This window comes from Mesorhizobium sp. M0772, assembly GCF_040320135.1.
Lineage (GTDB): Bacteria > Pseudomonadota > Alphaproteobacteria > Rhizobiales > Rhizobiaceae > Mesorhizobium.
Window position 1 is genome coordinate 130,573 of record NZ_JAMYPB010000003.1, and the last position, 19,640, is coordinate 150,212.

The 19,640-nt window shown below is 60.9% G+C and carries 20 protein-coding genes and 1 tRNA gene; 11 read left to right on the forward strand and 10 right to left on the reverse strand.

Going from position 1 to position 19,640, the window contains the following annotated elements; all coding sequences use genetic code 11:
• Positions 1-47: 47 nt before the first annotated feature.
• Together NKI06_RS03240 and NKI06_RS03245 are read right to left on the reverse strand one after the other, a co-directional pair.
• Positions 48-1,265: an LL-diaminopimelate aminotransferase gene (locus tag NKI06_RS03240; protein ID WP_352650309.1), complete on the reverse strand. Its 1,218-nt coding sequence runs from the start codon at positions 1,263-1,265 to the stop codon at positions 48-50.
• Between the two features lie 90 nt (positions 1,266-1,355).
• Positions 1,356-1,766, reverse strand: a complete 411-nt coding sequence (locus NKI06_RS03245) for a hypothetical protein (protein WP_023818133.1) — start codon at positions 1,764-1,766, stop codon at positions 1,356-1,358.
• A gap of 97 nt (positions 1,767-1,863) precedes the next feature.
• Here NKI06_RS03245 and phaC point away from each other — a divergent pair, with 97 nt between their 5' ends.
• The 3 genes from phaC to NKI06_RS03260 all read left to right on the forward strand — a co-directional run bounded on the left by phaC (position 1,864) and on the right by NKI06_RS03260 (position 5,519).
• Positions 1,864-3,699, forward strand: coding sequence for a class I poly(R)-hydroxyalkanoic acid synthase (phaC, locus tag NKI06_RS03250; protein WP_352984022.1), 1,836 nt, complete (start codon positions 1,864-1,866; stop codon positions 3,697-3,699).
• Positions 3,700-4,059: 360 nt separating this feature from the next.
• Entirely contained in the window at positions 4,060-5,181 is a 1,122-nt protein-coding gene (locus NKI06_RS03255) for a D-Ala-D-Ala carboxypeptidase family metallohydrolase (RefSeq protein ID WP_245259993.1), read from the forward strand.
• A 263-nt stretch (positions 5,182-5,444) separates the two neighbouring features.
• Positions 5,445-5,519, forward strand: a tRNA-Glu gene (locus tag NKI06_RS03260).
• A 140-nt stretch (positions 5,520-5,659) separates the two neighbouring features.
• Here NKI06_RS03260 and NKI06_RS03265 read toward each other — a convergent pair.
• The 3 genes from NKI06_RS03265 to NKI06_RS03275 all read right to left on the reverse strand — a co-directional run bounded on the left by NKI06_RS03265 (position 5,660) and on the right by NKI06_RS03275 (position 7,382).
• The gene (locus NKI06_RS03265; RefSeq protein WP_023705981.1) at positions 5,660-6,328 is read right to left on the reverse strand and encodes a DUF2161 domain-containing phosphodiesterase; all 669 of its coding nucleotides are present in this window, start codon (positions 6,326-6,328) and stop codon (positions 5,660-5,662) included.
• Between the two features lie 335 nt (positions 6,329-6,663).
• Positions 6,664-6,939 (reverse strand): DUF6074 family protein, encoded by a 276-nt coding sequence (locus tag NKI06_RS03270; protein WP_023691124.1) that lies wholly within the window; start codon positions 6,937-6,939, stop codon positions 6,664-6,666.
• A gap of 146 nt (positions 6,940-7,085) precedes the next feature.
• Entirely contained in the window at positions 7,086-7,382 is a 297-nt protein-coding gene (locus NKI06_RS03275) for a DUF982 domain-containing protein (RefSeq protein ID WP_023688240.1), read from the reverse strand.
• A gap of 279 nt (positions 7,383-7,661) precedes the next feature.
• Between NKI06_RS03275 and map the strand changes: the two genes are divergently transcribed.
• The 3 genes from map (at position 7,662) to NKI06_RS03290 (ending at position 10,675) form a co-directional block, all read left to right on the forward strand.
• The gene (map, locus tag NKI06_RS03280) at positions 7,662-8,495 is read left to right on the forward strand and encodes a type I methionyl aminopeptidase (protein ID WP_023695465.1); all 834 of its coding nucleotides are present in this window, start codon (positions 7,662-7,664) and stop codon (positions 8,493-8,495) included.
• A gap of 113 nt (positions 8,496-8,608) precedes the next feature.
• Positions 8,609-9,274 carry a JAB domain-containing protein gene (locus NKI06_RS03285; protein WP_352984025.1) on the forward strand — a complete coding sequence of 222 codons (666 nt, stop codon included), beginning with the start codon at positions 8,609-8,611 and terminating at the stop codon, positions 9,272-9,274.
• Between the two features lie 147 nt (positions 9,275-9,421).
• Positions 9,422-10,675 (forward strand): tyrosine-type recombinase/integrase, encoded by a 1,254-nt coding sequence (locus NKI06_RS03290; RefSeq protein WP_352984027.1) that lies wholly within the window; start codon positions 9,422-9,424, stop codon positions 10,673-10,675.
• A gap of 310 nt (positions 10,676-10,985) precedes the next feature.
• Here NKI06_RS03290 and NKI06_RS03295 read toward each other — a convergent pair whose 3' ends face one another.
• The gene (locus tag NKI06_RS03295) at positions 10,986-11,876 is read right to left on the reverse strand and encodes an ImmA/IrrE family metallo-endopeptidase (RefSeq protein ID WP_352984029.1); all 891 of its coding nucleotides are present in this window, start codon (positions 11,874-11,876) and stop codon (positions 10,986-10,988) included.
• Positions 11,873-12,229: a helix-turn-helix domain-containing protein gene (locus NKI06_RS03300; protein ID WP_352984031.1), complete on the reverse strand. Its 357-nt coding sequence runs from the start codon at positions 12,227-12,229 to the stop codon at positions 11,873-11,875. The genes NKI06_RS03295 and NKI06_RS03300 overlap by 4 nt, the downstream gene beginning before the upstream one ends.
• A 114-nt stretch (positions 12,230-12,343) precedes the next feature.
• On the opposite strand from NKI06_RS03300, the gene NKI06_RS03305 reads away from it, so the two are divergent.
• From NKI06_RS03305 to NKI06_RS03320, 4 genes are read left to right on the forward strand one after another with little or no spacing between them, the layout of a single operon-like run.
• Positions 12,344-12,586 carry a DUF2188 domain-containing protein gene (locus NKI06_RS03305; protein WP_224670364.1) on the forward strand — a complete coding sequence of 81 codons (243 nt, stop codon included), beginning with the start codon at positions 12,344-12,346 and terminating at the stop codon, positions 12,584-12,586.
• A gap of 15 nt (positions 12,587-12,601) precedes the next feature.
• Positions 12,602-12,898: a multiubiquitin domain-containing protein gene (locus NKI06_RS03310; protein WP_224670365.1), complete on the forward strand. Its 297-nt coding sequence runs from the start codon at positions 12,602-12,604 to the stop codon at positions 12,896-12,898.
• Complete coding sequence (locus tag NKI06_RS03315; RefSeq protein ID WP_352984033.1) at positions 12,873-14,066, forward strand: ThiF family adenylyltransferase; 1,194 nt, start codon at positions 12,873-12,875, stop codon at positions 14,064-14,066. The genes NKI06_RS03310 and NKI06_RS03315 overlap by 26 nt, the downstream gene beginning before the upstream one ends.
• Positions 14,063-14,512, forward strand: coding sequence for a ubiquitination-like system serine protease family protein (locus NKI06_RS03320; protein WP_352984035.1), 450 nt, complete (start codon positions 14,063-14,065; stop codon positions 14,510-14,512). Before NKI06_RS03315 ends, NKI06_RS03320 begins: the two co-directional genes overlap by 4 nt.
• 564 nt (positions 14,513-15,076) lie before the next feature.
• Here the strand turns inward: NKI06_RS03320 and NKI06_RS03325 are convergent.
• Complete coding sequence (locus NKI06_RS03325) at positions 15,077-15,682, reverse strand: hypothetical protein (RefSeq protein WP_352984036.1); 606 nt, start codon at positions 15,680-15,682, stop codon at positions 15,077-15,079.
• Positions 15,683-15,817: 135 nt separating this feature from the next.
• Between NKI06_RS03325 and NKI06_RS03330 the strand changes: the two genes are divergently transcribed.
• Positions 15,818-16,048 carry a helix-turn-helix domain-containing protein gene (locus NKI06_RS03330; protein ID WP_352984038.1) on the forward strand — a complete coding sequence of 77 codons (231 nt, stop codon included), beginning with the start codon at positions 15,818-15,820 and terminating at the stop codon, positions 16,046-16,048.
• Here NKI06_RS03330 and NKI06_RS03335 read toward each other — a convergent pair.
• Entirely contained in the window at positions 16,039-16,242 is a 204-nt protein-coding gene (locus NKI06_RS03335) for a helix-turn-helix transcriptional regulator (RefSeq protein ID WP_352984039.1), read from the reverse strand. The two genes, NKI06_RS03330 and NKI06_RS03335, sit on opposite strands and share 10 nt — an antisense overlap.
• A 130-nt stretch (positions 16,243-16,372) precedes the next feature.
• Positions 16,373-19,420: a Ti-type conjugative transfer relaxase TraA gene (gene traA / locus NKI06_RS03340; protein ID WP_352984043.1), complete on the reverse strand. Its 3,048-nt coding sequence runs from the start codon at positions 19,418-19,420 to the stop codon at positions 16,373-16,375.
• Positions 19,421-19,640: the final 220 nt, after the last annotated feature.

The window sequence follows — 19,640 nt, forward strand, 5'->3', positions numbered from 1 at the left end:
CGGCGACGCCCCTCAAAAAATCTACTCGAATAAGATGTGCGGCGACTTTAGCGATGCCCGGCGAGCGGCACCACATTGTTCGGCTGCTTGGCGCTGGACGCCAGGAAGCGCTTGATGTTGCGCGCCGCCTGCCGGATCCGGTGCTCGTTCTCGACCAGCGCGATGCGGACATGATCGTCGCCATGCTCGCCAAAGCCGATGCCCGGCGCCACCGCCACGTCGGCGTGCTCGATCAGGAGCTTGGAAAACTCAAGCGAGCCGAGATGCTTGAACGGCTCCGGGATCGGCGCCCAGGCGAACATCGAGGCAGCCGGTGCCGGAATGGTCCAGCCGGCGCGGCTGAAGGCGTCGACCATGACGTCGCGGCGCTTCAAATAGACCTCGCGCACTTCGGCGATGTCGGCGCCGTCGCCATTCAGCGCATGCGCCGCCGCCACCTGGATCGGCGTGAAGGCGCCGTAGTCGAGATAGGACTTCACCCGCGTCAACGCCGAGATCAGCCGCTCATTGCCGACGGCAAAGCCCATGCGCCAGCCGGGCATGGAGAAGGTCTTCGACATCGAGGTGAACTCGACGCAGACATCGATGGCGCCCGGCACTTGCAGCACCGAAGGCGGCGGATTGCCGTCGAAATAGATCTCCGAATAGGCAAGGTCCGACAGGATGATGATGTCGTTCTTCTTGGCGAAGGCGACCACGTCCTTGTAGAAATCGAGCGAGGCGACCAGCGCCGTCGGGTTAGACGGATAGTTGAGGATCAATGCCAGTGGCTTCGGGATCGAATGACGGACACCGCGCTCGAGCGCCGGGATGAAGCCGTCATCCGGCTCGACCTGCAGCGAACGGATGACGCCGCCCGACATGATGAAGCCGAAAGCATGGATCGGATAGGTCGGGTTGGGGCACAGGATCACGTCGCCCGGCGCGGTGATCGCCTGCGCCATATTGGCGAAGCCTTCCTTCGAACCGAGCGTCGCCACCACCTGCGTGTCGGGATTGAGCTTCACGCCGAAACGGCGCTGATAATAGGCGGCCTGGGCGCGGCGCAGACCTGGGATGCCGCGCGAGGAGGAATAGCGATGCGTGCGCGGATCGCGCACCACTTCGCACAATTTGTCGACGATCGCCTTCGGAGTCGGCAGGTCGGGATTGCCCATGCCAAGGTCGATAATGTCAGCGCCGCGCGAACGGGCGCTGGCCTTCAGCCGGTTGACCTGCTCGAACACGTAGGGCGGAAGCCGGCGGACCTTGTGAAATTCTTCCATGTCAGTTCCAGACGATTTAAGATTGGCTTCAGCACAGTTGGCTTGGCTAGGCGCCCTTGGCAAAGACCGCTTTCGGCGCGCGATATAGCCTTATTTGCAGGTAGGGTCGAGGGCGGGATCGCATTTGGCTTCGATCTGCTTCAGCGTGTCCTTGCCATGGTTCTTCGCCAGCGAATTCAGCGCCGCCGGGCTGGTGGACGGGGCACCGCCGCCGCCCTTGGCCACTTGCCCCTGCTGTTCGCCCTTCAACTGGGCAAGCTTGGCCTGCGTCTCCTCAGGGGTGAGTTGCTTTGCCGCCACCTGCGGTGGGATGTTGAGATTGGGATAAGAGCCGGTGTCCTGCGCGCCCTGAGTCAGGCCGACATTCATCCCGTTGCCGGTGTTGGCGCTCGTGCAGCCACTTGCCGCCAGCAGCCCTGGCGCCAGACAGGCGATTGCAACCGCGATGCGGCAAAAGCGGCCTGCCCCCGAAAAAATGGTCTTGCCGGTGTTAATCGTCATATTGTTTTCCTGGCAGCCGGGGTACAGCGCATTGGACCCGGTCAGATGTCCCATGATAATATGTCAAGAAAACGCCTCGGGAGGAACCCCGCGAGCCATGTCCAAAACACCTGATTCGAGCAAAGCGGAAGATGATCAATCTTCGACCGTCGAGCAATATCTGGTGAAAGACCCGGAACGCTTTGCGTTGAACATGGCGCGCATGATCGAGCAGGCCGGCAAAGCCGCCTCCGCCTGGGCCGAGCCGCGCGAAAAGGGCGAGGTGCGCGATCATGTCGCCGAACCCGTGGTCGACATGGTCAAAACCTTTTCCAAGCTCAGCGAATATTGGCTGGCCGACCCGCAACGCGCGCTGGAAGCGCAGACGCGACTGTTCGCCGGCTACATGACGGTCTGGGGCAACGCCATCCAGAAGGTTAGCCCGAATGCTGAAGCGCCGGACGATGCGGTCAAGCCCGAGCGCGGCGACAAGCGTTTTCAAGACCCCGAATGGGGTCGCAACGCTTTCTTCGATTTCCTCAAACAGGCCTATCTCGTCACCTCGCGCTGGGCGGCCGACCTGGTCGAGCACGCCGAAGGCCTCGACGACCACACCCGCCACAAGGCGAGCTTCTACGTCAAGCAGGTGTCCAATGCCATCTCGCCGTCGAACTTCATCCTGACCAATCCGGAGCTGTTTCGAGAAACCGTCGCCTCGAATGGAGAAAACCTGGTGCGCGGCATGAAGATGCTGGCCGAAGACATCGCCGCCGGCAAGGGCGACCTGAAGCTGAGACAAGCTGACTATTCGCCCTTCGAGATCGGCAAGAACGTCGCGACATCTCCCGGCAAGGTGGTCGGCCGCAGCGATGTCGCCGAAATCATCCAGTACGATCCGACGACGGAGACGGTGCTCAAGCGCCCGCTGCTGATCTGCCCGCCCTGGATCAACAAGTTCTACATCCTCGATCTCAACCCGCAAAAGTCCTTCATCCGCTGGGCGATCGAGCAAGGCCATACCGTGTTCGTCATCTCCTGGATCAATCCCGACGAGCGGCACGGCGCCAAGGGCTGGGAAGCTTACATACGGGAAGGCCTGCAATACGGCCTCGACATGATCGAGAAGGCGACCGGCGAGAAAGAGGTCAACGCCATCGGCTATTGCGTCGGCGGCACGCTGCTGGCGGCCGCACTCGCACTGCTGGCACAGGAAGGCGACAACCGCATCAAATCGGCGACCTTCTTCACCACGCAGGTCGACTTCACCCATGCCGGCGACCTGAAAGTCTTCGTCGATGAGGACCAGGTGGCAGCGGTCGAGAAATCGATGAACGAAAAGGGCTACCTCGACGGCACCAAGATGGCGACCGCCTTCAACATGCTGCGCTCGGGCGACCTGATCTGGCCTTATGTCATCAACAATTACATGCGCGGCAAGGATCCCCTGCCCTTCGACCTGCTCTACTGGAACGCCGATTCCACCCGCATGGCGGCTGCAAACCACTCCTTCTACCTGCGCAACTGTTATCTTGAGAACAATCTGACTCGTGGCGTGATGGAACTCGCCGGCCGCACTGTGTCGCTGGCCGACGTCACCATCCCGGTTTACAACCTGGCGTCGAAGGAAGATCACATCGCGCCGGCCCTTTCGGTGTTTCTCGGCTCGCAATATTTCGGCGGCGATGTCGAGTTTGTGATGGCTGGTTCCGGCCACATTGCCGGTGTCGTCAACCCGCCGGCAGCCAAGAAATACCAGTACTGGACCGGCGGCAAACCGACGGGCGATTTTGGCCAGTGGCTCGCCTCGGCGGTGGAGCATCCCGGCTCCTGGTGGACGCACTGGCAGCACTGGATCGAAACCCAGGACGACACCCTCGTTCCGGCCCGCAAACCGGGCAAGCATATGAAAACTCTGGGTGATGCCCCCGGCACCTATGTGAAGGTCCGCGTGTAACGGCCGGCACCTTTTGCAGGTGCCTGTGTGTAACGGAATGTAATGTCTGGTGAGTTGACGGGCCGGCAAAACGGGGCGAAATGGTGTCGTCAACCTTCAAGAAGCCTCAATTGGCCTCCAACGAGCAAATAATTCAGAGGCTTGCAGAATTGACACAAGTCTCGTTTCCGGTTTGGGAACACAAGGTTATTGGATGTGAACGTTTCGACGCCGCACCAATAGCAGGCCGACCGGACACCGAGGGGGAATTTAGTTTTGAAATCAGTAGGATCGCGTCTCGCGGGGAGAGAAGGTCGCACTATAGCGGCAGCGCTTTTCTCCGTGCTTCTGGCGTCCTGCACCTCCGCCAGCGACCCCACAATGTCCGTCGGCATGCCTGGCTACAACGCGACCGCTTCTGACATCGCCGCGGCTTCCGGCGCCAGCCCTGCGGCGCCGGGCGATTCGACCGTGCAGGTCACATCCACCGGGCCGCAGATGATGATGACGGCAGCGGGCGATGCGACACTGCCCGAGCAGGTCGCCTATGTGCCGGTGGCCAAGCCCGGCACCGGCTTCCCGGTCAATGTTCCCGCCGGCTCCGAAACCATTGTCGGCCAGACGCCGCAGTCGCTGCAGCAGTCAGCACAGACCGCGGCCGCAACGGACGCCGTGGCGCAGAAGATCGCCGCCGCCGATGCCGGCGTGACCGCACCGAAAGCGACGGCAGCGGCACCCGCGACCAACGAGGTCTACGTGACCGCCGCGCCCCAGCAGATCGACACGCCGAAGAAGGGCTTCCTGGCCTCACTGTTCAGCACCACGCCAACCTCGGCGGCACCTGCTCCGCTGGTCAACTCGCGCTCGGGCGAACAGCCTGCGGTTGCTTCCCAGAAGGCCGTCCCGGCAAAGCCGATCATCACGCTAGCGTCAGCCAATTCCGCCGACAAGCCCTTGCAGCTTGCCTCGCTTGGCAACGAGAGCAACCACATCACCGGCAGCGATGCCTTGCCCGGCGTGCGCCAGACGGCGCTGTTCGAGATCAAGCGCAAATCCGGCCTCGACGACGAAAGCGACGTCGACCTGAACGAGGACGAGGGTTCGGGCGGCGCCTATCAGGTGGCCTCCGCCGCCGGCCTCGCCCGGCTGGCGCCCAATGGCCTGTTGAAGCAAAACGAGAGCGTCGACGTCGCCTGCCTGAAGCCGTCGCTGGTGCGTGTGCTGAAGACCATCGAAGGCCATTACGGCCGCAAGATGATGGTCACATCAGGCTACCGCGACCCGGCCCGCAACCGCCGCGCCAACGGCGCCAAGAATTCGCTGCACATGTATTGCGCCGCCGCCGACATCCAGGTTCCCGGCGTCTCCAAATGGGAACTGGCGAGCTACATCCGAACCATGCCCGGCCGCGGTGGCGTCGGCACCTACTGCCATACCGAATCCGTTCACGTCGACGTCGGCCCCGAGCGCGACTGGAATTGGCGCTGCCGCCGGCGGGGGTAGCATCCCCATTTCGGCAAACGGGCCGAGGGGCTGTTAGCAGCCCGCCGTTTTTTCCGATTAGCTATCAGCGACGTTCGAGATTAGCCGAGGCACCCACGACTGCGCGGCGCGTTCATCCAAAGATGTGCAACGACGCGAGGCCAGAAACCTGCGCTGGCTCACCAAACTGGCTTTTCTTGCCCCTCTTGAAAAAAGTTTCCGCATCTGGCGGCTGATGGGTTGCCGGTTGGCAACAACGCAATTATAAGCCGCTTCGTCTGAGCGCGCCCATCGTCTAGCGGTTAGGACACCGCCCTTTCACGGCGGTAACAGGGGTTCGATTCCCCTTGGGCGTACCAGATCTTTTCAGGAAAACAGGAAGCCTCGCGGCAGCCGCCGAACGAGCAGCGGCTGGAAGGGTGGCGCGGCGCATCGGTTGAAACGGCGAACAGCGGCTGCCGTGCCGAGGTTTCCCTCGGCGCCGGCAATCTCCGGCCACTCACCCCTGGTCGTGCGCTACCTGCGGCCAGCGCTGTAACGCCGCGTGACCACCCTCGGTCAGCGCGTAGACGCCGCGCTCGGCCCTGGCGAACCAGCCATAGACATTGTCCAAGAGGATGCTGGGCGCGCGCGGCGAAATTGCTTTCAGATCGCGCGGGCGTTTCGGCCCGTCGGTCATGGCTGCGGCGCAGGCCAGCGCATCCTGCCGGTAGGCGGTCATGATCGGGGCGCGCGAACCACCGCCGACCACCGGATCGCCGCGCCGGCGACGGTGTTCCTCCATCAGTCGGGAGCGGCGCTTCGGATCGCGACGCGGCGGCAGAGCCGCCGGGCTGAGCAGCAATTCGACCTCCCCCTTGCCGCTGACAGCCAGAAGCCCGAAGCCGAGCCGCCGGCACAGCGCGCGAAAACGGCGGTCGTGCTCGCGGCCTTTGCCACGCGCCGACATGCGCGCCGCCAGCCACACTTCGTCGCATGCCGCGGCGCGATCGACACCTTGCAGCACCAGTTCGAGGTTGAACTGCAATTTCAGTTCGCAGATGACCAGCACAGGCGGCTCGCCGTCGCGCACCGCCACGATATCGCAGTGGCCGACTTCGCCCTTGACCGTGAATTCCAGGCTCTCGAGAAACCGCTTCACCGGGATATAGAGAGACGTTTCCTGCATCGCGCAGGCATAGCCGATTCGGACCGGACCGGCACAGGGATCGCCGAGAGGCCGACGCCTTGCGCTAAACCGCCTCGATCCCACCATCTGCAAAAGCCATCCGTCAGGCAGGTTCTCCGGCGTGACGGTCCCGCCATAGCGCTCGACGATTTCCTTGGCGATGACCGACGTCGCCAGGGCCGAGCGCGACCAGTATTTCATCGCCTGTCTCGCGTTCAACAAGGCGCTCGCCGTGGCTGGGACGGCACGATCGACAGCGCAAGGCCCGAGATCGTCGACGCCAAGACCGGTCCACGGTTGGCCACAGTGAGCGCGTGTCGGTGCTCTGTTCGAAGCTAGAGGCGGGTGCGCGTCCGGCGCTGCCCTGGTGCGGCATCGTCCGCCTTGAAATGCATCTCGTCCTGGACCGCGGCAAAAAACCGGCGGACATCGTTGGCCGCCGAAGCCGCATCGCAGCCGGCCGCGACCGCCTTGTCGAGGAGTTCGCGCGCCGTGGCCTTCCAGAACGACGTGGCCGTGTCGCCGTGCAGTCTGCCCAGCCTTGCGGCGACCTCGCGCACCAGCACGGTCTGCCGATCTAGCGGGAAGGTACGCACATTGGCTGAAGACATGTTCTGCACCATGAAACCGACGCAACGAATCAGACGCTGCTCTATGGCTCATGCCTAGCTGTGAAGTCGGAAACGGAACCTTAACGCCGCGGAGTCCGCGCCGATTGGAACGAGTCGGTTGGCCGGCCTCCAGGCCAAGCAGAACTCTAGACCCTCAGGCCCCTCGCCTCGCCGGCGCGCTTGGCCGTAACCATCATGTCCCTGGCCAGCAGGCCACTGACCCGGCAAAACGCCATGAAGGCGCGCCATGCGTCCTCAGTCCTGACCACATCCACCGTGGCGCCGAAACAGGCATTGAACGCCGCTTCATAGACCTTGCCCTGTCGCTTCTTTGGCCAGTCATGCAGGATATCCAGCGCCTGTTCGACGCTGTATATTTCCTCTACCGGCAGCCCGGGCGCGGGCGCGATGCGCACCGGCACCTCGAATTGCAATCTGTCCATTCTATATCTCCCGAACTGGCGTCGACCACAGCAACGCCGTTCGTCGTCAAAAGTTGCTTTGGCTGCTTTTGCGCGAAAATGTGTCGTCAGTGCGATCTCGGCATTCGGAGGAGATCGCGAACCTGGATGTCATCTGAGCGGCCGCGCAAGCCAGGAATATCGCCAGTATCAGTCCATTGCCGGCAGTTCTTCCTTGAACCTTGCGGCTTGCAGTGCCAAATCTGGGGAAATTTTCTAACGGGCTGATATGCGCCGCCCGCTTACAGGCAAACGGACACTATGGTCACCTATCTCGACGCCGCCACGGCACCCCTCAGGAACACCGGCCAGATCCGCCTCTACGGCGAAGAAGGATTTGCCGGCATGCGCAAGGCCTGCGATCTCACCGCGCGCTGCCTTGATGAACTGGTGCCGATGGTCCAGCCGGGTGTCACCACCGAGACCATCGACCGTTTCGTCTTCGAATTCGGCATGGACCAAGGCGCGCTACCGGCGACGCTCAACTACCGCGGCTACACCAAAGCGTCCTGCACCTCGATCAACCACGTCGTCTGCCACGGCATTCCAGACAACAAGCCGTTGAAGGATGGCGACATCGTCAACATCGACGTCACCTACATCCTCGACGGCTGGCACGGCGATTCCTCGCGCATGTATCCCGTCGGCACCATCAAGCGCGCCGCCGAACGCCTGCTCGAAGTAACCCACGAGTGCCTGATGCGCGGCATCGCGGCGGTCCGGCCCGGCGCCCGCACCGGCGCCATCGGCGCCGCCATCCAGACCTATGCCGAGGCCGAGCGCTGCTCGGTGGTGCGCGATTTCTGCGGCCACGGCGTTGGCCAGCTGTTCCACGACGCACCCAACATCCTGCACTATGGCACCGCCTCGGAAGGCGTCGAGATGCGGCCGGGCATGATCTTCACCATCGAGCCCATGATCAATCTTGGCCGGCCGCATGTGAAAGTGCTGTCGGACGGCTGGACGGCGGTGACGCGCGACCGCTCGCTGTCGGCGCAGTACGAACACACGATCGGCGTCACCGAAACTGGCTGCGAGATTTTCACCCTGTCGCCAAACAAGCTCGACCGCCCCGGCCTGCCGCCGGTCAGCTGAAAACAAGATCGCCTCAAGCCGCAGCTTTGAGGCGCCGTCGCCGAAAAAACTCGACCGCGCGCTGCTTACCGCTCTAATCTGCCGTCGAAGCCTTCGGGGAGTGTGGGGGGTCGATGGGGAAGAGTGGCGACGACGAACGGGGGTTCTTCTCCGAGCGGTGGCTTGAACCACCGGCGAAGGACAAGACGCCCAAGGACAAACTGACCGAGACGCCACACTATCACGGCCATCGCGACCGTTTGCGCGAGCGCTTCGTTGCCGGCGGCGCAGACGCCCTGCCCGACTACGAACTTCTCGAACTGCTGCTGTTTCGCCTGATCCCGCGCGTCGACACCAAGCCGATCGCCAAGGCGCTTTTGGCGCGCTTCGGCACTTTTGGCGAAGTGCTTGGCGCACCGGTGGCGCTGCTGCAGGAGGTGAAGGGCATCGGCCCCGCCGTGGCCGTCGACCTGAAGGTGATTGCCGCTGCCGCGCAGCGCATGGCGCGGACCGAGGTTCGCGACCGCGAGGTGCTGTCCAACTGGACGCAGCTTCTTGCGTACTGCCGCTCGGCGATGGCGTTCGAGAACCGCGAACATTTCCGCATCCTGTTCCTCGACAAGAAGAACGTGCTGATCGCCGACGAGGTACAGCAGGTCGGCACCGTGGACCACACGCCGGTCTATCCGCGCGAAGTGATCAAGCGCGCGCTCGAACTGTCGGCCAGCGCCGTCATCCTGGTGCATAATCATCCCACTCGCCTCTTTTCAATCACGTACGATCACTCTTTAGCACGTTGATAGATATTGCTTTTTCGACTTGTCGCAGAGTCGGACATTGTGGCATATTGGGGTCGGTTTTAGGGGGATCGAAGCCCGTTTTGAACCCAACCACAGACCCCTACTACCCGTCAGCCGATCCCACTCGAAAGCCTACGGGAGACCCCAGTGCCAAGCCTTACCGATGGAGAGATTCGCCACGCTTTGAAGCAGGTCGAGGAGACCAGTAAGCAGCAGAACCTTGTCGATGGCGAGGGTCATGGAACAGGCCGCCTCGTTCTAGCGATAAAGCCAATGCCGACCCGCATAACGGCGGACTGGATGGCCCAGCAGTGGCGAGACCAAAAGCGTCTCAAGAAAAAGCTCGGGTCGTATCCGTCAATGAGTCTCAGCCAGGCTCGCGAGATTTTCAGACGCGACTTCGCCGACATGATCCAGAAGGGACGCAGCATCAAGATAGCCGGCGACACGCGACCAGGCACGGTCGCCGATCTGTTCGAGGCTTACGTCGCGTCGCTAAAGGCAGATGGAAAACCGTCTTGGAAGGAGGCCGAAAAGGGCTTGAACAAGATCGCCGATTCGCTCGGTCGCAACCGCCCTGCCCGCGACATCGAGCCTGACGAGATCAGGGACCTTATTCGCCCGATTTATCAGCGAGGCAAACGGTCTATGGCCGATCATGTTCGCAGCTATATTCGATCGGCATACAGTTGGGGGCTGAAATCCGAGCATGACTACCGAACAACCTCGGTCCGTCGCTTTCGTCTCGTCTACAATCCAGCGGCGGGCATTCCAACCGAACCGAAAAAAGTTGGAACGCGCTGGTTGGACGAGGAGGAATTTATCCGTCTCTATCGTTGGCTCGAATCTCCAGATGCGCCGGTCCACCCCCCTTACACGCGTGCCGTAAGAATTCTAATGCTGACCGGCCAGCGCGTCGAGGAGATCGCTCGGCTACACGTCGATCAATGGGATGCGGCCGAGTGCATTATCGATTGGTCCAAGACTAAGAATGGAAAGCCTCACGCCATCCCCGTGCCCAAGACGGCGGCGGAACTTATCGGGTCGATCAAGCCGAATGAATTTGGCTGGTTTTTTCCATCCGCGACCGACCCGTCCAAGCCGGTCAGCCATGGCACGCTCTATTCGTTCATGTGGCGCCAACGCGATCGCGAGGTGATCCCCGTCGTGACAAACCGCGATCTCCGGCGAACATGGAAGACGCTTGCCGGCAAGGCTGGGCTCTCAAAAGAGATCCGAGACCGATTACAGAACCATACTCTGCAGGACGTCAGTTCCAAGAGCTACGATCGCTGGAATTACATGCCGGAAAAGCGTGCCGCCATGGCGCGGTGGGACAAGTTTGTCCGCGATATCTTGGTGAAGAAGAAGCGCAAAGCCACATTCAAGGAAGCTGCGTGACGATTGCTATTCCTCTCCGGCATCACATCTGTGATCGCTGGCAGACGTTTAGAGCTTCCCCTAGAAACAGACCTCCGAAGGCAGAGGTCACAGGTTCGAATCCTGTCGGGTGCGCCATTTTCCACCACTTCAGAACAAAGCTGGGCACCAAGATAGAGACGGTAGCTCTGCGCCTAAAGTCGGTCGTTAAGATGACGTGCCCGGGTCCAACAAGCGGACGTCCGAGTGAACAGGTGAAGCGAAACGTCTGCCCGCCCAAAGCGACTTGCAGGACTGGAGACCGCGGCCATCCACCTCCACCGAGCCGCAATCACTTGAATCGTGGCGTCCAGCTTTCAATCAACTTGTCTTCGTCCTCTTCGTCTTCGTCGGCTTCGGAGCGCATGGACAAGCCCTTACAAGTCAGTATCGTGAGGCTGCGTCCGTACCGACCCAAACCGATGACTTCTTCCGTCACGCGATATGAACGATCACCGCCCATCCAGTCATTGAGATAGGCCTCTCTGGAATCGCTTTGGCCAGCTCGCTCATCATCCGGGCGAGTATTGAAAGAAGCCGTCAGCGTGGTATCCGGAACCGGCGCCCCTTTGCGAATGAACCTCAATCCCTTCGCTTGCCTCAGGCCATCCGACATGAAGCACCATTCCACGCCGTCGCCCTTAGTCAACAACACCGCAACTCCATCAGCAGTCAGCGTGACGTAACGTATGGCAGTCGCGGTTAGTGATGTTTCGCATTGCTTGCTCAGTGCCTCGACGCAAGCGAGGCCAGCATCATATTCGTCAATCGCGCACTTGAACGCTCTCTCCGGCATCAACAACGCTGCCGCGAAGTGATCCGCTTCCTGCTCGTAAGGATCGGAAGATTGGAACCCTGCGTATGAGATGTGCATCCCGCTATCGAGAAGCGCGTCCGAATGTCCCTCGATGCAGTAGTGCCCCAGTTCATGGGCAACGCTGAATCGTTGGAAACCACGGCTTGGAATTTTCGTAGCGTAGAGTATTCCGAACTCGTCGCCTGCCTTGAGGAGCATTCCTGATACGCCGTCGGCGGTATCCGGCTTTGCGCGAACTTCGATTCCCTTAGCCTTGGCAATCGCTATCGGATCGACCCATGGTCCTTCAATGTTGTTTGCGCGCAGCACTTGGGTCGCTGCCGACTCCGCAAGTAAGCGACGAGCCAGTCGCGGTCCCGCACTCATGTTTGATCGTTTCCGGAGTTGCGCTTCTTGAGCAGAAGCTCGACGAAATCCTGAGCTAGCTCCAGGTCTTGTGATGACAATTTGTGTAGATCACGGTGAAGTCGGCCAACTGTTTCCGCCGATGCGTCGGGTGTTTCGGAACGACCAAGCAAATAGTCCGTCGTCACGTCCAATGCCTTGGCCAGAGCCTTGAGATTATCGAAGGACGGTTTCCTAGGTCCCGATTCGAAATGCGAGACGGAAGCGGGCGGCAGACCCGCTTTGGCCGCCAGTTGGGCTTGGCTCAAACCCCGCAGGTCGCGCGCTTCTCTGAGCCGTTTGTTAAAGATTTCAGTGGCTTGGTGTTCGCCCATGGTGTCTCCGACATAAATAACTTGACATCTTCGCCATGAAAGGCAAACGATGGTGATAGTAACAAGTGTGCCATGACGAAATCGCAAGGCGCAAGTCAAAATTGGAGACAGCGAATGTCGAAGAATGATCGCTTTGTAGTGAAGCACGGCACGGATTGGGCGGTGAAGAAGGCCGGTTCGGCCACACCCGAAAGCGTGCACCACAAACAGTCCAATGCCGAACAGCAGGCAAAGGCAACGGTCCGCAGCCTCGGCGGTGGTGAGGTTAGAATTCAGGGCCGCGACGCGAAATGGCGCGACTCTGATACGGTCGCTCCGGGACGCGATCCTTTCCCGCCTCGTGACAAGAAACACTAAGCAAGGAGCATAGACATGGCGAACAGTAACAACAACGGTAATGGCGGGGGCAGCCCCGGCCACGGCGGCGGCAACGACCACATGATCACAATCTACGTGAACGGTACGCCCTATGAGGTCGAGAAGGGCCCCCTCTCCTATGCGCAGCTGCTGGTCTTGATCAGCGCGGCGCCGCTGCCGGAGAACCAGCGCTATGCGGTTCAGTATAGCAAGGGCAACAACGACAAACCGACCGGCACTCTTATCGAAGGCGAGTCCGTGCAGGTGAAGAAGGACATGGAATTCGATGTCACACCGGCTACTCGCTCGTAGCGATGATTTGCTCGCGCTTCGCAACGCGGGCTTTCATCTCGAAATCCGCAGCGGATACCTCCTGGTCAAGGATGTGCCCTACGTCACGTCCTCGCGCGAAGTCCGCGAGGACGGCGTTCTCTTCTCCAAGTTGGAGACGCAGGTCCTTGACGGGCACGAGCGCACCAAGAGGCCGGATGCTCACGTAGCCTACTGGACGGGGGAGCACCCGTGTCAGGCGGACGGCGCAAAAATCCGCGCCTTCGAGAATCCCAGTGCGCCACAGAACTTCGGCAAAGGCGTCCAAGCTGACTTCACCTTCTCGGCGAAGGCCAGCTATCGCGATTACGTCCACAAGATGCAGGCCTATCTCGGCTGGATTGTTGGCGAGGCGCAGAAGATCCGCCCGGAAGTCACGGCGCAGACCTTCCCCGTATACGCCACGGACGAAGACGATGACGATGTCTTCAATTACATCGACACGGCGTCAAGCCGTGTTCACGTCGGCGCCGATAACGAGAAGCTCGAAGAGCAGCGCGTCGCCATCATCGGCGTAGGCGGCACCGGATCGTACGTCCTCGATTTCGTGGCGAAGACTCGCGTCGCGGAGATTCATATCTTCGACGGCGACCGTTTCGACACGCACAACGCGTTCCGCGCACCGGGGGCGTGGTCGCTGGAAGAGCTCGAAAGCAAGAAATCCAAGGTCGATACGCTGGGCGACATCTACGGCAAGCTGCGCAGACGCGGCTTGATCAAGCACCCCGCAAAGCTGACCACCGAAAACATCGAGCAGCTTGAGGGTATCAACTTTGCCTTTCTGTGCCTGGATAACGGCAAGTCCAAGCGGGCAATCGTCGATTGGCTCCTTGAACACAACGTGTCGTTCATCGACGTCGGCATGGGCGTGGTGCGTGCGCCGACGGGTTTGCAAGGTATCGTGCGCGTCCTCACCTGCACGCCAGGCAAGAGCGATCATATCGCAACCCGCATGTCGTTCGGCGAGGACGATGAGGCGGAGAACGAGTACGCTACCAACATCCAGATCGCAGAATTGAATGCGCTGAACGCCGCGATGGCTGTGATAAGATGGAAGCGTTTGATCGGCTTCTACCGCGACGCCGGACGCGAGCATTATTCCAGCTACCAAATTGCAACCGGCGTAATCGCGATTGAGGAGACCGAGTGACGCGGCGCACAGCCATAGAGCACTGCTACGTCGAGTTCATCCCAAAGGATCTCAACGACGGCATGCTTTACATTTCCAACCGCTTTAAAACCGCATCTCACCTATGCTGCTGCGGCTGCGGCAATAAAGTTGTGACGCCCCTCAATCCCTCGAAGTGGCGATTGATCGATCACGGCTCGACGGTCTCGCTTGAGCCCTCTATAGGCCTCGGCGTTTTGCCCTGCAGATCACACTATTGGATCAGGCAGTCGCGGATCGATTGGTATCCGAGCATGACCTATGGTGAGACGCAGCGCGCGCAACGAGCTGATCACTACACCAGCCAAGTCTACACTGGCGAAATCAAGCCACCACCGCCGCCACCACCGCCGGTCCCGTCCACACCGCCAGGTTGGTGGCAACGGTTAATCGCCTGGGTAGCGACACTGTTTAAGCGTGCGAAATAACTGCCCCTGGTGCGAAGGGCAAGTTGCCGGAATCAGAAATTGATTGCGGCTACAATCACAAGCAGTGCCCAGTTTCATCCTGCCGGGCGCCACAGCTGTTGCGGAGGACTTGTCTCCTGTCGTCCAACTGCATCTCGACATGTTGACATGATCGCACTGCCATTTTCGCAGAGAATCGTCACCGCAACCCGCCTGGTAATTGCCACAACCAGTGATCGGTTTAGTAGGGAATGGGCGGTCTGACACAATCGCAATCGATGTACGGCTAACCTAGACACGCTGCCGATTGCTTCCGTGGTGCTTCCGCCACGTATTTCCCGACCCCTTCTTGCCGAAGCAGGTCCTTGCTAACCGCATGTTTTCACAGTATAAAAATGGCGCACCCGAAGAGGATCGAACTCCTAACCCCAGATTCGTAGAGATCGTCACTATGACGCCACCTTGCCCAATGAGCTAGGCTTTGGAAGATGCTGGTGTCTGGCCATCATCGAAATGGCATGTTTCTAGTGGGCATCTGAAGCGCTCTGCGAACCAAGGCCGGCCCGGCCCATGTCAGAGGCCCGATCAGGCTCGAGACGGCCTGCTGCATGCCCCAAGGTTCGGTACAATTTGCATCGTGCCTGCCTTAGCATCCTGCTTTTCCAGATCGATCAGGTCTGTCGCTATCGCCTGATAGCGCCGACAGTCCTCCTGAACGACGGATCGCTTCGGGCGTTCAAGAGGCAGGCTCCCGGCGATTTCCTTCAAATCATCAAGCACCGAAGCAATATGCGGCCAGGGAAAATCTGTTGGATCGTCGATGTCACGATCGGCGCCGACGATGATTTCGAGCTTGGCGACGACGCCGAGAAGCGATTTCGCCTGTATGTGGGGAAGTTTGTCTTGAAGCTTCAACGCAGCAGTCGTGGCCTCGACTTCCGCCTGGCAGGCGATCGAATAGCCAACCTGCCTATCCATCGCGTCAGCGGCCGAAGCGTCGAGAACGCGCCGCTCTAGGCGTTGTTGAAGTCGGCAAAGGACCTGCGAGACATGCTGTGCTCGCAGCCAACCTTGGAGCAGCGCAAGAGCCGGGTCTGCATCGTCGAAACGAACTTTCGCGTGCGCCCTCTGCCGTTGCCCTCGCCCGTACGTGACGCAAGGCAAAGTCGTGCTATTGTCGGAATCAGCCATGATCCGAGCTCCTCAACAGCTTTGGCGTGGCCAGGCCGGATTGGTGTTGCATCACCCATCCGGCCGCCAAGTGAAACCGAGACTACACACAGTGCATTATCTAAGCAACCAAAATCACCATAAAATGGTGATTTTATGAATCCGGTGCAGTGCCGTATGGCTCGGGCTGCATTAGGATGGGGTGTTTTAGACCTCTCAAAGGAAGCCAAAATATCGACCCAGACGATTGTTCGCTTCGAAAGAGGCGAGGCGTTGAAGCAATCGACTGTGGATCTGATAAGAAGCACGTTCGAAAGCGCCGGCATTGAATTCATTCCAGAGAATGGAGGCGGCCCTGGCGTTCGTCTGTCTCGCACTCAGAACTGACGCTCTTTTCGCCATGCAACAGGATCGGCGATCCATCGATTGACATCGGATTCCCGCCAGCCCGCCCCGTTGATGCTTATCTTGATCTGGGCCGGGAACGTGCCTTCTGCTATCTTGCGATAGAGGGTCGAGCGGGACAGGCCGGTGCGGTCAAGGACGGTTCTGAGGCGTATGATGCGATCCGGCTCGGGCATAGCTCACCTGCTTCTCGCTGGGTGTTGCCGACATCTGATGGGACAGACAGGACGGATCGAACGCTGGACACAATCGGATTTGTCGCCTTAGCCGCCTGTGGCGTGAAAACGGCGGCAAATCGGAGGATTGCTATAGCCCGATGCCGCGTCCCCTGCCGATACCATGGCTGAATGCGAGTTCCGCGCCCAAGCGCCGGCCGGAATCGATGTTGATGCCAAGCTCGCGCTTGCGGTTGGCAAGCAGGGATTCAAGTTGCGGATCGCGCTCGAGGCTCTTGGCCATGTCGGACATTGCCGAACGCGTTGACCTGTAGCCCGACATGTCGCCGGCCTGATATTGACGCTGGCTTGTCCGGCCGAGCTTTTGCCAGCGTTCCACGAACCGGTCTGCGCGGCGGCCCGGATCGTTGTCCAATCCGGTGCGGATTTCCGTTTCAAGCTGGAGAGCCAGCACGATGCGGTTGACCCGGCCGGCGCCCGCCTCACGGACAAGCTCGGGGCTTTTCACATAAGCCGCTTCGGCGTCACGCCAGCCATGCGGCCGAACCTTCTCGAACGCGCTGCGGGCGTCTCTCAGTTCACGCATCTGCTCGGGACTGCCCTGCCCATCCGCATTTCCAGTGCTCAGGATCGCATCGATCGCGCGCGCGTGACGCACAAGCGCGTTGGTGCGAGCGCGCCGCAACGCCGCTTCCGCGTCCACCGGTGCATCCGCATCGCGCTGCGCTCCCCTAGCGGGAGCTTTTTGCCCCGGCGCGGCGACGCCATCTCTGATCTGCGCTCCGACATTTTCCCCTCCCGGTCCACGCCCACGATCCTGGCCGGGCTCGACGTCTCCGGGCGAGCGCAGCCCCTCCAGCAGCCCGCCGATCCTGTCGCGAAGCGTCTCCGGAACGATCCGACGCACGATCTCGACCACACGCTGGCGGAAAGTGATGCCGCGCCGCTCGGCATAGTGTTGCGCCGGGTCGACCTGCTCGTAGTCCAACGCCATGTCCTTGGCACGGTCGCGTGACAGCGCACGAACAAGCCGTTCGCGGGTCGCGAAGTCGTCGCTGCCATAATGCAGTTCCATCCCGTCTCGATGACGCGATAGCGCAACATAACTCCCATGTGCGTCCATGCCCGGCGTTGCCAGGATATGGGTGCGGTCGACCGTCATGCCCTGCGCCTTGTGAATGGTCGCCGCATAGCCGTGGTCGATGTGGGCATAATCTTTCAGATCGAAGCGGACCGAACGACCGTCATCGGTGCGCACGGCCATGCTCTGTGTGCTGACTTCCTCAACGATTCCAAGCGTGCCGTTCTTGACGCGGAGGCCGCGTTCGTTGCGCAGGAACATGACCCGGTCGCCGCTGGCAAAAATTCTCACGCCGCGTTCGACGCTTATCTGAACGTCGTCGCCGAGATCTCCGGCAGCGCGCATGCGCTCGCGCGCGGCTTGGTTCAGCGCGCTCACCTCGTTGTTTGTGTGGGTGAGAATGATCCGGCTTGCGTCTGGCTCTGCCTGCCTGTCGCGATCCCAGCGCTCGACGAGTTGACCTCGCGCGTCGTCGCGCGTTGCAGCCTGATGCACCACGCCTTGCGCGTCGTAAGCGCTGATCGCGGCGCCGATCCTGCCGGTTGCCAGATCGCGCGTGGCATCACGCTGCCAGTCCTCGCGCTGCCGGCGCACTTGGCCGATCTCGGCGCCACCATGACGCTCATGGATCGAGCGGAATGCAGCGCCGGCTTCGATCGCCTGCAACTGCTGCGGATCACCCACAAGCACGACCTTTGCGCCAACGTCCGCCGCATGGGAGAGCACGCGCTCCAACTGGCGCGTGCCGACCATGCCGGCCTCGTCGATCACCAGAACATTGCGCGCGGTGAGCAGATCCCTACCCTGTCCCCAGCCATGTTCTAAGCTGGCGATGGTGCGCGAAGCAATTCCTGATCCGCCTTCGAGATTTTCAGCGGCAATGCCGGAGAGTGCCGTGCCTCGGACCTCATAGCCCGCTGCCGCCCATGCCTGGCGCGCAACGCCGAGCATGGCGCTCTTGCCCGTTCCGGCAAAACCGACAACGACACCAAGACCGCGACCATCGATGATATGCGCAAGCGCATCGCTCTGCTCGCCCGAGAAGACAAGCCCGCGTTGCGCAGCCCGCGCCAGCGCTGCCTCGCGATGTACGTTACTTACCGCGTGGCGCTCGTCCATGTCCATGCGTTCCGCAGCGCGGTGAAGGCGCTGTTCGGTCTCGATCATCTGCCTTGTGGTGAAACGATCTTCGCCGGATCGGTCCCTGCCGAGTTCAATCAGGTCGGGTGCGTCGCTGATGGCTGCCACGACCGCGTTGAACTGCTCCATTCCGTCACTGTGGCGATGCGCAAACTTCGCAATGTCCTTTCGGGTGAAGGTCGATTGCTGATGCGTGATGGCATCGAGCGCCACGGATGGATCGGCAATGATGCGCGCACCATTGTTGCGCGCGATGTCGCGATGCAGTTCGGCGCGATCTGCTTCAATGTCGCCAGCAGCAAAGCCGCCACCCTCGATGCGTTGCGCCGGTGCACCGATCTGCGTTTGCGGCTCCAGGGCAATGCCCTGCGCTTCCAGACTGCGATGATCGATGCGGGCATCGATGTCGAGTTCGGCAAGGCGTTCATTGGCAAGCTCGGCCCATCGCTCGCGCCAGCGCTCGACCAGTTCGGCGCGGTTCCAGTCACGAACCTTGGCGCCAAAGCCGTTCTCGTCCACGGCCCTCATGGTGAGCATGACATGGGCGTGCGGCTTGGGACTGCCGTCCTCCGCCCTGTCCCAATGCACATTGAGATCAGCGACCATGCCTCGGCTGACAAACTCGACTTGTACAAAGTCGCGCGCCAGTTCGATGCCTTGCGCCTGGTTCAATTCGCGCGGCAAGGCGAACTCGACCTCGCGGGCAAGCTGCGCATCCTTGCGCGCCTCGAACGCCTCGACGTCATTCCACAGCCTCTCGCGGTCGCGCCAGGCCTCCGGCGCATCCTCCGGCAACATCACCTCGGAATGGACGACACCGCGCTTGCTGGAAAAATCATGGCTGCGTTCGATCCGCTCGTCACGCAGCCGCGAAGCAGAGCGGTAGGCGGCCGACGCCACAGCGCTGCTCCCAGCCTTGCGGCCAATGACCTTGACGTGAAGATGATAGATCGCCATCGCGACAGGATGTGCGTTGGGAGTTGAAAGGAAGGAGGGATTCAGCCTTCATGCTGCAATGGATCTCGCGGGGTGGAGGACCCCGCACGCTGTATGACGCAACATGCGGCGATAAGCAGATGGGTGAGGAGAACCGGGCGCTTCCGGGGAACCGTAAATTAGCAGAACCCATCAAAGCCGAACGGGCGGGGACTTCCGACCCCGTGAGCGGTTCGGCCAG